The 12,450-nt window shown below is 43.1% G+C and carries 11 protein-coding genes; 3 read left to right on the top strand and 8 right to left on the bottom strand.

The annotated features are described in order from the left end of the window. Window positions 1-3: 3 nt before the first annotated feature. Window positions 4-1,404 (bottom strand): dipeptidase PepV, encoded by a 1,401-nt coding sequence (pepV, locus tag P4361_RS03975; RefSeq protein WP_328088370.1) that lies wholly within the window; start codon window positions 1,402-1,404, stop codon window positions 4-6. 467 nt (window positions 1,405-1,871) lie between these two features. Here pepV and P4361_RS03970 point away from each other — a divergent pair, with 467 nt between their 5' ends. Continuing rightward, complete coding sequence (locus tag P4361_RS03970) at window positions 1,872-2,090, top strand: DeoR family transcriptional regulator (protein WP_082316176.1); 219 nt, start codon at window positions 1,872-1,874, stop codon at window positions 2,088-2,090. Window positions 2,091-2,219: 129 nt separating this feature from the next. Here P4361_RS03970 and P4361_RS03965 read toward each other — a convergent pair whose 3' ends face one another. Both P4361_RS03965 and P4361_RS03960 read right to left on the bottom strand, forming a co-directional pair. Continuing rightward, entirely contained in the window at window positions 2,220-2,867 is a 648-nt protein-coding gene (locus P4361_RS03965) for a PRC-barrel domain-containing protein (protein WP_328088369.1), read from the bottom strand. A gap of 42 nt (window positions 2,868-2,909) precedes the next feature. Next, window positions 2,910-3,629, bottom strand: coding sequence for a pseudouridine synthase (locus P4361_RS03960; protein WP_328088368.1), 720 nt, complete (start codon window positions 3,627-3,629; stop codon window positions 2,910-2,912). Between the two features lie 113 nt (window positions 3,630-3,742). Here P4361_RS03960 and P4361_RS03955 point away from each other — a divergent pair, with 113 nt between their 5' ends. Then, complete coding sequence (locus tag P4361_RS03955) at window positions 3,743-4,168, top strand: DUF6884 domain-containing protein (RefSeq protein WP_256226329.1); 426 nt, start codon at window positions 3,743-3,745, stop codon at window positions 4,166-4,168. A gap of 34 nt (window positions 4,169-4,202) precedes the next feature. Here P4361_RS03955 and P4361_RS03950 read toward each other — a convergent pair whose 3' ends face one another. Then, window positions 4,203-5,831 carry a polysaccharide biosynthesis protein gene (locus tag P4361_RS03950; RefSeq protein WP_328088367.1) on the bottom strand — a complete coding sequence of 543 codons (1,629 nt, stop codon included), beginning with the start codon at window positions 5,829-5,831 and terminating at the stop codon, window positions 4,203-4,205. Window positions 5,832-5,994: 163 nt separating this feature from the next. Between P4361_RS03950 and P4361_RS03945 the strand changes: the two genes are divergently transcribed. Then, window positions 5,995-7,251 (top strand): NAD(P)/FAD-dependent oxidoreductase, encoded by a 1,257-nt coding sequence (locus P4361_RS03945; protein WP_328088366.1) that lies wholly within the window; start codon window positions 5,995-5,997, stop codon window positions 7,249-7,251. A 43-nt stretch (window positions 7,252-7,294) separates the two neighbouring features. On the opposite strand, the gene P4361_RS03940 is transcribed toward P4361_RS03945, so the two are convergent. The 4 genes from P4361_RS03940 to leuS all read right to left on the bottom strand — a co-directional run bounded on the left by P4361_RS03940 (window position 7,295) and on the right by leuS (window position 12,413). Beyond that, window positions 7,295-7,486, bottom strand: coding sequence for a sporulation protein Cse60 (locus tag P4361_RS03940; protein WP_053357502.1), 192 nt, complete (start codon window positions 7,484-7,486; stop codon window positions 7,295-7,297). Window positions 7,487-7,608: 122 nt separating this feature from the next. Further along, window positions 7,609-9,510: a putative bifunctional diguanylate cyclase/phosphodiesterase gene (locus P4361_RS03935; protein WP_328088365.1), complete on the bottom strand. Its 1,902-nt coding sequence runs from the start codon at window positions 9,508-9,510 to the stop codon at window positions 7,609-7,611. 150 nt (window positions 9,511-9,660) lie between these two features. Continuing rightward, the gene (locus P4361_RS03930) at window positions 9,661-9,969 is read right to left on the bottom strand and encodes a rhodanese-like domain-containing protein (protein WP_328088364.1); all 309 of its coding nucleotides are present in this window, start codon (window positions 9,967-9,969) and stop codon (window positions 9,661-9,663) included. A gap of 26 nt (window positions 9,970-9,995) precedes the next feature. Continuing rightward, on the bottom strand, window positions 9,996-12,413 hold the full coding sequence (gene leuS, locus P4361_RS03925) for a leucine--tRNA ligase (protein WP_328088363.1): 2,418 nt from the start codon (window positions 12,411-12,413) through the stop codon (window positions 9,996-9,998). Window positions 12,414-12,450: the final 37 nt, after the last annotated feature.

Below are 12,450 nucleotides of genomic sequence, written 5' to 3'. Positions count from 1 at the left end.
AGATTATCTGGCCAATTCATAAATAGCCTGTGCATAAATGGCTGCAGCACTGAATAAATCGTCCAGGAACATGTATTCATCTTTTTGGTGAGCAACATCTTCCCTCCCAGGAAATAATGCCCCAAACGCCACACCCGCTTCTAATGATCGTGCGTATGTCCCGCCTCCGATAGCGATAGGATTACCAGGCTGGCCCGTTTGTTCTTCATACACCTTTTTTAATGTCTGAACCAACTCATGATTTTCATCTACAAAATGAGGCTTCGTATGCTTTGTCACTTCTAGGGAAAAACCTTTTACATCCACCAGTTTTTGAAGTGTATTCAATACCGTTTCTCCTGAATGCTTGACAGGATACCTGATATTCAGACCGATAGTCCCTCCGGCTTCCCGGCTGTAATCAAACACCCCTGGATTTAACGTTAAAATTCCGCTAACATCATCCTCTGCCTTAATTCCAAGCTCTTCACCTGAAATGCTTCCAAGATGATCCTTAACAAAACCAATGTAGGCTTTTCCCTGTTCATCAAGATCTGCTCCAGATAAAAATGAAGCAAGCAAGACTCCCGCATTCACACCGAATTCAGGCGTACTTCCGTGCGCAGACTTCCCGATTAGAGTTAGAGTTAGGCCAACATCATTTTTGGAGGAGGAACCGGTTAAATTGCGGCTTTTTAAAAATTGTTGAAAGCTTTCTTCAAGCTCTTCACTGCCTGATATCATCGCTTCCGCCTGATCTGGCACCATATTGAGCCTGCGTCCAGAAGAAAAGGATTCAAGCACATTAGGATGCTGGCGATTATCGGCGGCAGCTCCCTGCTTTAAATCAATGTTAAGCATCCCTTTCTCGGCATGGATAATTGGAAAATCGGCATCCGGTGCAAACCCGGATGAAGGCATTTCTTCATGCTTAAAGTAATGATCCACACAGCGCCATAGGCTTTCCTCATCCGTTCCAAGAATCAGCCTGACTCGCTTGGATAAAGGCAGGCCAAGTTCCTTTATCATCTTCATCCCGTAAAAAGCAGCCATCGTTGGACCTTTATCATCAATGGCACCCCTGGCAAAGATCTTACCATCCTTAATCTCTCCTCCGAACGGATCCACCGTCCATCCATCACCGTCGGGAACAACATCAAGATGGCCGAGAATTCCGATTAATTCTTGTCCTTCTCCTATTTCAATATGTCCGGCAAAGCCGTCAACATTTTTAGTCTGCATACCCTGTGCATTTCCCAGTTCAAGCATGTAATCCAAGGCCATTTCAATCCCAGGCCCAAATGGAGCTTTATCAGTGGCTTTATCTTCATCCAGCACACTCCTGATCTGCAGCAGGCCTTGTGTATCCTTAAGCAGATTTTCTTTCCTTTTTTCGATTTCTTCTTTCCAATTTACATTTTTCATACTGCTCACCTTTCTCCATTCAATTCTTATGTATCATCTCATGTTTCAGTACTACTAGGTACTCGTTCAAACGAAAAACCACTCTTTATTTTAGCTTATATTACCAAAAAGGTAAAAAAACACAGAATAATGACGATATAAAGACTGCTCATTTGCTTTTTTTTCTGAAATAAAGTATAATATCGCGTAAATAGGAGGTGTGGTTGTTAAAACATAAACGATGAATGCTTTGTTTTGTTTATTAAACAAGCGGTCATTACATGCTGCGAAGCCGCCAATCACCTGAGAAATAGAGAGAGAAATCATGATATGAAATCATGGCCAAGCAGCGAAGAACCGGATTGTGGAGTCTTCGCTTTTTATTTTAATCTCATATTTAATGAAAATTTAAACATTTTATCATAATAAATTAATGATCTTTTACTATAATTTATTATGAACGACAATACTGTATAGGGAGTGGTTTTTTGAGTCCTTCAACTAACCGTATGTTGAACCGTGTAAAATCCATGTATCTTTTTATAAAAAGGAAAGGGACTGTTACAACACGAGAATTGGTTGAAGAATTTGGGACTACGCAGCGCACTATCCAGAGGGATCTAAATGTATTGGCTTATAACAACCTGGTCACCAGCCCGAGCAGAGGCTTGTGGCAAACAACTTCTAAAAAAGTAAAAGTATCTTAACTAGGAAAAGCAAAAAGCGCCCCGTTTAAGTCCTCGAGGGCGCTGCAGCCAGACATCACCTCTTGTGAAGTGCTTTTCTAATGAGATAACCCCCATCCACATGGAAAGGGGGTTTTTGTTTGCTTTTTTTTAAAAAAGCGGCTTAATGTCATCCTTATCATTCACCAAGTGGTCTTTGAGCTCCGGCTCAACGACCCACTTCTCTTCCACCCAGTTTGGTTCGCCTGCGATCGGCATGTATTTGTTGCCTTCACCTAAAAGCTTTGACCAAAACCCCTCAGCGAGCTCAAGGGCAACTGCTTTTTTTGAAATGGTATCCAGGATGACATCTTTAATCTTGCCGATTTTTTCTCCGTCAATGGTTTCAACCGTCCACCCATCAAATATGGAGGAGGCCATGCACTCTTCAGGCTCTTCGATTTGACGTTCGTTACCTTGGTAGACAATGTCGTCATCAAGTGAAATGATATCGTGCCATGGAATATAATACGTTTCTTTATAATAAGACCTTGCAGCGACCGGATAGCCTGTACCGCTCAGCGGCGTGCTTTGTGAACCGATGCCGCTCGTTGCTGCTTGCATGTTCAGCACATTTTTATCAATAGGATCAAAAGATTCTTCATTTCCGGGATCGGCAGGAACTGTTTCCTCAAACGACAGGTAACATAGCGAAAAATCATATTTATTCAGAAGAATGCCATTTAAGTCAATGTTATCTTCCTTTGTTTCTGCGTGCTTTACTTTTTTATCGAGTAAATCGTTAGCTTTTAATAGCATAAAACATTCCTCCTTTTTTTAGCTATTACCCGAAATTACCTTTTAAAAAACCTCTCTCTCCGATAAACGTTCCAGTTCTTCTGCTGTCAGTTCTCTGTATTCTCCGAGCTTCAGCTTCTCATCGAGCTTTAGTCCTCCCATTTGAATGCGCTTTAAATAGGTGACTTTTTTCCCGACCGCTTCAAACATTCTTTTCACCTGATGAAATTTCCCTTCTGTAATGATAAGCTCAATTTCTGACACCTCTCCTGAATGAAGAATGGAAAGAGCTCCAGGGTTGGTCTTGTATCCATCTTCAAGAGTAACTCCATCATTGAACGCATCCACATCTTCCTGTGTTACAACTCCTTTAATTTTCGCATAATAGGTTTTAGGTACATGCTTTTTAGGGGATAAAAGCGAATGGGACAATTGTCCGTCATTCGTTAGTATGAGGAGACCTTCTGTATCTTTATCCAGGCGGCCGACAGGAAAAGGTGAAAGAATCTGATCCTGCTCTTCCAGAAGATCGATGACCGTCTCCTGTACATGATCCTCCGTTGCCGATATTACCCCAGGCGGTTTATTCATCATGAGGTAAATGGTATCTTTAAAGACCACTTCTTCTCCGTGTACTGTTACCTTCTGCATTTTAGGATTTACTTTTGTCTTGCTGTCTTTCACAGGTACTCCGTCCACGAAGACAGCACCTTTCTTCAGAAGCTGTTTCACTTCTTTTCTGGTTCCGAATCCCATATTGGCTAATAATTTATCAATTCGCATTTTTTTCTTGGACCTCATTTCTTTTTATAAGTATATTTTCCTATAAATTTACAAAATTTTGCTTTATAATTAGTAAACGCGGGTATTTTAGTACTATAGGAGGAGATTGTTAGATGAAACGGAAAATCGGCCTGCTGGCAACTGCCAGAAAGAAACTGAACCATCCCGCAGCAGCTATAGATTTATACATAAGTCCTTTGTTCTTAAAATCTGTTCATTTTGCAAAGCAGAATTATGACGCATTTTATTTTTACAGCGCAAAAGAAGGGTTTCTTACTCAGGATCAGTGGATCGAGCCCTATAATGTTTCGATTAAGAATTTTTCCCCCAAGGAAAAGCACGATTGGGCGCGGAAAGTCGTAAAAGAGCTGCTAAATCATGAAAAACCGGAAGAATGCACCGTTTATTTGCATGGAGGCTGGGTTTACAGAGAACATCTTCAGCCAGAGCTGGCTAAGGCCGGTTTCCAGTTTGAAGTGCCACTCGAAGGCTATAGTATCGGCAATCAGCTGAAATGGTACGATGAACAAAATGATTAATGCCAGAAAAGAAGGCCCATAAAGGACCTTCTTTTTACGTTGCTTTCTGTTTTTTTCTTTTCAGGAAACTGAACCGCTGTCCCAATACAATCTGTATCAAACCAGATTTGTAGGATAGGACGAAATAAACGAGCCCTCCTAAGAGAATGCCAGCTGCCAGAACGGCAATGCCTCTGGTCTTCGTATAAACCCCATGAAATGAACTTTCAATAGGAGCTTTGATGACATAAACAGCGGCTGCCATAGCCAAACCGAAAGCAATGATCAGGATGGCGCGGCGGAATACCCACTTGAACGAGAATTCTCCATATTTCTTAATCACATACAGATTGATTAAAATGGAAACCGTGTACCCGATGTTGGTTGCAATTATTGAGCCGACGCCTTTCCATAAATAAATGAGAGGAATGTTTAGGGTCAGCTTAAACAAGATGCCGACTAAAAGACTGAACAGCGCGTATTTTTGCCGGTTTAAACCCTGCATGATCGCCGCGGTAACCGTAAACATCGCAAACCATATTCCCGATAGAGAATACCAGCGCAGAAGCTCGCCGCCCAGCTTGATGTCGTTGAGTGTAAAGAGCGTTCCATAGGCTGGATAAGCAAGGACCGATAAACCGACTGCTGCTGGCACTGTTAAAAACAAAGTGATCTGAAAAGATTGTGTGATCTGCTTGTTTAACGCGTCATAATCCCCTTCTGTATAAGACTTTGTGATGATGGGGATAAGGGTTAGAGCAAATGCCGTCGCAAGGGACACCGGAATCATAACAAGCTGATGTGATGTCTGTGTGACCATCGCAAATACATCTTCTGCCTTTGGCTGGCTGTAGCCTGTCCGCTGCAGTGTGTTAACAATCGTAAACTGATCAATAATTTTATAGAGCGGGATTGCAAGTCCAACGGCTACAAAGGGCACCGCATACGAAACAATCTCGCGATAGATTGCTGGCAAGGAAACCCCCGAATCCACAGTGGACTGTTCGTACATTTTTTTCAAATAAGGACGCCGTCTGTTCCAGTACCAAAGGAGAACAAGCAGTCCTCCCACTGCCCCTACCGTCGCTGCAAAAGTCGCAAGGCCTACCGCAGTGGTCAAGGTGCCGTTCAGCACATGGATGACAACGTAGCTCGCAATTAGAATAAATAATATTCGTATAACCTGTTCAACCACTTGGGAAACTGCTGTTGGACCCATGGATTGAAATCCTTGAAAGTAACCTCTGATCAGGCTCATGGAAGGAACAAAGATCAGAGCAGTACTTACCATCCGAATAACAAAGGTAATATCATCTACAGTATTTCCGTTTCCGCCATGTTTTCCAAGGATGTTTGACGATAACACGGGAGCGATGAAATAAAGCACAAGGAATGCGGCAAAGCCGGTCAACGTCATGATGAACAATCCAGATTTCAGCAGCTTCCGGCCTGTGGCGTAATCGCCGAGAGCGTTATATTTTGATACGAACTTTGAAACGGCCAGCGGTACGCCCATCGTTGCGATACTTAGAAGAATCGTGTAAGGATTATAAGCGTATCCGTATAGTGCAAGACCTTTTGTTCCAACAAGAGCATTAAACGGAACAATATAAATCAATCCGATAAATTTTGAAAAGAATGTTGCTGCAGTTAAAATTAACGTTCCTCGCAATAACCGAGACATGAATCCATCTCCTACTATTTAGTGCTGCAAATAAGCATACTTTAATTTAATCTTCTTGAACAACATTAGTATTGTAACATAAGCACTCTGCCGAGACAGAGTTTTTCATTTCACAAAATTTATGGTATCTTTTTGGTTGTAATAAAAGGAAGCAGGTGCATACATGAAATATGATGTAGTGGTTATTGGAGGAGGCCCTTCCGGTTTGATGGCCTCGGTCGCTGCAGCATCAAAGGGCAGCCGTGTGCTGCTCATTGATAAAGGAGACAAGCTTGGCAGAAAGCTTGCTATTTCAGGAGGAGGCCGGTGCAATGTAACGAATCGGCTCCCGATTGATGAAATTATTAAACATATCCCCGGCAATGGGCGTTTTTTATACAGTGCGTTTTCAATCTTTAACAATGAAGACATTATCTCTTTTTTTGAAGGGCTTGGTATCGCTCTGAAAGAAGAAGACAACGGGAGGATGTTCCCTGTCAGCAACAAGGCCGGCGATGTTGTGGCTGCCCTTTTAAAGAAAATTGAATCACTGAACGTAAAAATCTGGACAAACACCCCAGTAGAAACCGTCAATTACACAGACGATCATGTAAAAGAAGTTGTTCTAAAAAACGGTACCGTCATTCCTGCGAATGCTGTCATTATTGCAGTCGGAGGAAAATCGGTCCCTCATACCGGGTCAACAGGAGACGGCTATGCCTGGGCAAAAAAAGCAGGGCACACCATTACAGAACTGTATCCTACAGAAGTTCCGATCACCTCTTCCGAACCTTTTGTTAAATCCAAAACACTGCAGGGTATTTCTCTCCGCCAGGCAGAGCTTTCCGTTTGGAATCCGAAGGGAAAGCTGATTAAATCTCATAGAGGGGACATGATCTTCACACATTTCGGAATTTCCGGACCTGCTGCCCTGCGATCAAGCCAGTATGTTGTAAAAGCACTGAAGAAGTTTGAAACCAAATCGATAACGATGTCCATTGATTCTTTTCCGGATCAAAAAGAAGAAGAACTGTTTCAATCCGTAAATAGCCTCTTAAAAGAAGATCCGAAAAAAGCGATAAAAAATGTTCTGAAAGGCTTTCTGCCAGAACGATATTTGCTGTTCTTATTGGAGAAAGCGAACATATCGCTTGATGTGACGAGTGAACACCTTAACAAACAAAGCCTGCGCCAGTTCGTCTCAATGCTTAAACGGTTTTCATTTGAAGTGAACGGCACACTTTCCATCGAGAAAGCGTTCGTAACAGGCGGCGGTGTTTCCATCAAGGAAATTGAACCAAAGAGCATGGCCTCAAAGAAGAAAGAAGGACTTTATTTCTGCGGAGAAGTTTTAGATCTGCATGGCTATACCGGCGGCTATAACATAACCGTTGCCTTCGTTACCGGACATTTGGCAGGTACGAATGCTGCAACACATTAAGAAAAGGGAACTCCTCAGCTCATGCTGAGGGAGTTCCCTTTTTTTATTCAATATAAATAACCATTATAGAGTAGGAGTATATGGTAGGTTCCTCTTCCTCCCTTAAACTGTCACTGATCGAAACCTGATACTTGATATCTTTGATGTTCGATTCATGGAGGTTCTCCAAAAAGCCGTTAACCGCTTCTTCCAGATCAGCTTCATGTTCTTCATCAAACAACTTTATTTTCAGCATACTCCAGCACCTCCTGGGTATGTTTTCCCTATCACTTAAGTCGAATCCTTTGTAAAAACTCCACTAGTTTTGAAGAGTGAACCCCGTTTTGTCGACAAGGAAAAATGAAATTTATCTTATTTTCACCTTGGTGATAAATGTTTCTGGAAGAATTCTTCGCATTCTGTCGGAGATAACGGCTCGCTGAAAAAATACCCTTGCCCGATCAAACAGCCTTGAGAAAGCAGAAATTCCACCTGCATCCGATCTTCTATACCTTCTGCAATCACATTAAACTGTAAGTTGATTCCCATATCAATAATCGTTTTGACAAGTGCTTGCCCCCGAAAGCTTTCGAGGCTATCATCCAAAAATGATTTATCGATTTTCAAAGTGTCGATCGGAAGCACCTTTAAGTAGCTTAATGAGGAATAACCGGTTCCAAAATCATCGATGGATATTTTTAAGCCTAGATCTTTCAGTCTTTTGATATTAGGAATGGAAGAATCAAAGTCTTGCATCATCCCTTCTGTGATCTCCAGTTCAAGAAAAGAAGGGTCCATGTCAAAAGAAGCAAGAATCTTTTTTATCCTGTCAGGAAATCCCGGATCCTCCAGCTGTTTCACCGAAATATTCACAGCGATGCCCAGTTTTTCATGCCCTTCGTTCTGCCAAACTTTATTTTGCCGGCATGCTTCTTCTATCACCCAATCACCAATGGGAATGATCAGCCCTGTATCTTCAGCCACCGGGATAAAATCAGATGGCGGGATGTTGCCGAATTCCGGATGTTCCCAGCGGATTAACGCCTCTGTACCAATGATCCGCCCCGTCGGCAGGTAAATTAAGGGCTGGTAACAAAGGGTAAACTCTTGGCGATGAACGGCTTTGCGAAGGCCATTCTCCAGATGCATCTTCACCCTCATTGATTCGTTAAGAGCAGCATTGAAAAATTGATAATTATCCCTGCCTTTTTCTTTTGCATCGTACATGGCAGTGTCAGCATTTTTGATAAGTTCGTCCACATCAAGTCCATGTCCCGGGTAAAAGGAGATACCAAGGCTAAGCGTACTGAAAATCTCATGACCTCTGATCAGGATGGGCTTTTTAAACTGATTCAAAATACGCAAAGAAAGCTGTTTCACTTCCGCTTCGTCCGTATTTTCAATCAATAGAATAAATTCATCTCCGCCTCGGCGAAACACGTGGTCCGTAGGGCGGACAAGATTTTTTAGCTGAAAGGAAACCTGCTGAAGCAATAAGTCACCAAAGCGGTGGCCGAGCGTATCATTTATTATTTTGAAACGGTCTAAATCAACAAACATCACAGCGATCCTGCTTTTGCTGATATCTGCTTCAAACATTTTCTGTTCCAGCACTTCCTGAAACCTGTGCCTGTTCGGCAATCCAGTCAAATCATCATGATAAGCCATGTGGTCAATCGTGCTCTCTGCCTGTTTTCGATTGGTGATATCATAAAGGATTGAACTGAAGTCAACCAGTTCACCAGATTCGTCAAGAATTGGTATCCCACGGTCCTGAATCCATCGTATTTCTCCGTTTGGCCGCGTAATACGGTACTCGCTGGTCACCGTTTCTCCACGCGCTATCTTCTTCGCTCTCTTTTCAATGATTGGATAATCTTCGGGATGAATGACTTTCTTCCAAAGTTCAACATCTTGAATGAACGTATCCAAGCTGTATCCATAAAGTTTTTCAATTCCCGGGGTGATCATCAGTTTGTTTTGTTTAAGATTATGTGACCAGATGGCAACATCAATCGTATCAAAAATATCCTGAAGCCTTTCCCGGCTTTTTCTAAGCTCATCCATCGTGGACTTGTGCTCTTCAATTTCTTTTTCAAGAAAAGCGCTGTTCTGCTTATGTTTTTTAGAAACCCGGAAATACATAAATATGAGAATAAGAGCAAACACTGCATCAAATAAAAGGTCAGCCAGATCGTTTTGCAAATAGCCAGTTTGTTCAATAAACATGCGGGCTGCGAATAGAAGTATGAAAAAATAGAGTAGGTTTTGTTTATGCATTCTATCCCCCAGAGTCGTTATATTCTTATATCGGCTCATTCGTTAAGTTTATTGAAGAAAAAATAGAGGTAATTTATGTAAAAAAAACGAAACCGCATGAAAAGAACCGGCTGCTCAATAGCAGCCGGTTCTTTTATGTCTTAACTATAGTTATTCTGAATCCTTGCCATAGGCCCTCATGCCGCCGACCATGTTCTTCACTTTATAACCGTTTTCCTGTAAAAAGTGAGCTACATTCTCGCTTCTTTTTCCTGAGCGGCAGATGAGGATATGCTCCTCGTCTTTGTTGATCTCGTCTAAACGATTTGGAACTTCCATCATTTTGATGTGCTTCGCCTCGGCAATTTTTCCTTCAGCGACTTCTTCATCCTCACGAACATCGATGAGAGAAATTGTTTCACCCTTTTTTAGCTTGCTTTTCACTTCTTCGGGAGTGATCGTATTGATTTGATCTTCCATTCCATTCACCTCTGTCAAAGTCTTTATTAATTGGCTACGATGTTTACGAGCTTGCCAGGAACAGCAATCACTTTACGGACCGTTTTGCCTTCGATGCTGCTTTGAACCGCATCGCTATCCATCGCTGCCTGCTCCATGTCTTCTCTCGTTATATCAGCCGGTACGCTAAGCTTAGCTTTTACTTTACCGTTGATCTGTACAACGATTTCCACTTCTTTTTCCACTAGTTTCGCTTCGTCCCACACCGGCCATGATTCGTATGCGATAGACCCGCTGTGCCCTAGTTTTTCCCATAACTCCTCAGCTATATGCGGAGCGATCGGGGAAAGCAGCTTCACAAACCCTTCAGCAGCATACTTTGGAAGAACGTTTTGCTTATTGGCTTCGTTAACGAATACCATCAATTGAGAGATTCCTGTGTTAAAGCGAAGCCCCTCAAAATCTTCGGTGATCTTTTTCACCGTTTGATGATATACACGTTCAAAGGAATCTGTACCATGCTGATCTTGAATGGACGGGTTAAGCTCTCCATTATCCGCAACAAGCAGACGCCATACACGGTCAAGGAATCTGCGGGATCCGTCCAAGCCGGTCGTACTCCATGCGATGGATGCATCTAGCGGTCCCATGAACATTTCATACATACGCAGAGTATCTGCTCCGTGGGAAGCTACGATTTCATCCGGGTTAACCACATTTCCTTTGGATTTACTCATTTTTTCATTGTTCTCACCAAGAATCATTCCCTGGTTGAACAACCGCTGAAACGGCTCTTTTGTGGAAACTACGCCTAGATCGTAAAGAACCTTATGCCAGAATCGCGCGTACAGCAAGTGAAGTACCGCATGCTCTGCACCGCCGATATAGATGTCCACCGGCAGCCAGTGCTTGATTTTCTCTGGATCTGCTAAAGCTTCACTGTTTTTAGGATCGATGTACCTTAGATAGTACCAGCAGCTTCCTGCCCATTGCGGCATGGTATTCGTTTCACGGCGTCCTTTTTTGCCGGTTTCCGGATCAACGACATTCACCCAGTCTTCTACGTTAGCTAAAGGAGATTCACCTGTGCCGGACGGCTTGATCTCTTTGACGATTGGCAAGCGCAGCGGAAGCTCTTCTTCTGGGACGTGTGTCATTGTTCCATCTTCCCAAAGGATGATTGGGATTGGTTCTCCCCAATAACGCTGGCGGGAGAACAGCCAGTCACGCAAACGGTACGTGATTTTCTTTTCACCCTTGTTATTCTCTACAAGCCAGCTGTTCATTTTCTCAATGGCTTCTTCTTTTTCAAGACCGTTCAAGAAATCTGAATTAACATGTTTGCCGTCGCCTGCGTAGGCAGCTGTCTGTACGTCTCCGCCTTCTACGACTTCGATAATCGGAAGGTCAAATTTCACAGCAAATTCATGGTCACGCTCATCATGCCCAGGAACGGCCATGATCGCACCTGTACCATAGGTTGCAAGTACATAATCAGCGATCCAGATTGGCACCTTCTTGCCGTTTACCGGATTAAAGGCATATGCGCCTGTGAACACACCGGTTTTTTCTTTGGCAAGCTCTGTACGCTCAAGATCAGATTTGGTTGCGACATCATTTTTATATTGTTCTACTGCTTCACTCTGCTCTTCTGTTGTAATCTCATTCACATAAGAGTGCTCAGGAGCAAGGACAAGGTATGTCGCCCCAAATAGCGTATCCGGACGAGTCGTAAACACCGTTACCTGTTTGTCATGTCCGTCAATTCCAAAATGAACTTCCGCACCTTCTGAACGGCCGATCCAGTTTCTTTGCATCTCTTTCAAGCTTTCAGGCCAATCAAGCTCTTCCAAGTCTTCAAGCAAACGGTCCGCATAAGCCGTAATTTTCAGCATCCACTGTCTCATCGGCTTACGGACGACGGGATGGCCGCCCCGCTCGCTCTTGCCGTCGATGACTTCTTCATTCGCAAGTACTGTGCCAAGCGCCTCACACCAGTTAACAGGCACTTCATCAACATAGGCCAATCCTTTTTTATACAGCTGGATGAAAATCCACTGTGTCCATTTGTAGTATTCCGGATCAGTTGTGTTTACTTCACGGTCCCAGTCATATGAAAAGCCTAACTCTTTGATCTGGCGACGGAATGTATTGATGTTCTTTTCAGTAAACTCGGCAGGGTCATTACCGGTATCAAGTGCATATTGCTCAGCCGGAAGACCGAACGCATCCCATCCCATTGGGTGAAGCACGTTATAATCCTGCATGCGTTTCATTCGGGAGAGGATGTCCGTTGCTGTGTAACCTTCCGGATGTCCTACGTGAAGACCGGCTCCAGACGGGTAAGGAAACATATCCAGTGCATAAAATTTCTTCTTGGAGTATTCCTCTTCCGTTTTGAACGTTTTATTCTTTTCCCAGTACTGCTGCCATTTCGGCTCAATCTTTTTGTGATCGTAATGCATATTTTCTCTTCCTCCCTGTCACTCACATTCATCCTTT

Source organism: Fictibacillus sp. B-59209 (assembly GCF_036216745.1).
In the GTDB taxonomy this organism is placed as follows: domain Bacteria; phylum Bacillota; class Bacilli; order Bacillales; family Fictibacillaceae; genus Fictibacillus_C; species Fictibacillus_C marinisediminis.
Note: the sequence above shows the minus strand (reverse complement) of the source record. Positions and strands in the feature narration are given on the sequence as shown.

What these genes read in the sequence shown, in the direction of transcription:
- leuS (WP_328088363.1), bottom strand. Translation starts at nt 12,413, where the DNA reads ATGCATTACGATCACAAAAAGATTGAGCCGAAATGGCAGCAGTACTGG.
- P4361_RS03965 (WP_328088369.1), bottom strand. Translation starts at nt 2,867, where the DNA reads ATGCTATTAAAAGCTAACGATTTACTCGATAAAAAAGTAAAGCACGCA.
- P4361_RS03950 (WP_328088367.1), bottom strand. Translation starts at nt 5,831, where the DNA reads ATGTCTCGGTTATTGCGAGGAACGTTAATTTTAACTGCAGCAACATTC.
- P4361_RS03935 (WP_328088365.1), bottom strand. Translation starts at nt 9,510, where the DNA reads ATGCATAAACAAAACCTACTCTATTTTTTCATACTTCTATTCGCAGCC.
- P4361_RS03940 (WP_053357502.1), bottom strand. Translation starts at nt 7,486, where the DNA reads ATGCTGAAAATAAAGTTGTTTGATGAAGAACATGAAGCTGATCTGGAA.
- pepV (WP_328088370.1), bottom strand. Translation starts at nt 1,404, where the DNA reads ATGAAAAATGTAAATTGGAAAGAAGAAATCGAAAAAAGGAAAGAAAAT.
- P4361_RS03945 (WP_328088366.1), top strand. Translation starts at nt 5,995, where the DNA reads ATGAAATATGATGTAGTGGTTATTGGAGGAGGCCCTTCCGGTTTGATG.
- P4361_RS03930 (WP_328088364.1), bottom strand. Translation starts at nt 9,969, where the DNA reads ATGGAAGATCAAATCAATACGATCACTCCCGAAGAAGTGAAAAGCAAG.
- P4361_RS03955 (WP_256226329.1), top strand. Translation starts at nt 3,743, where the DNA reads ATGAAACGGAAAATCGGCCTGCTGGCAACTGCCAGAAAGAAACTGAAC.
- P4361_RS03960 (WP_328088368.1), bottom strand. Translation starts at nt 3,629, where the DNA reads ATGCGAATTGATAAATTATTAGCCAATATGGGATTCGGAACCAGAAAA.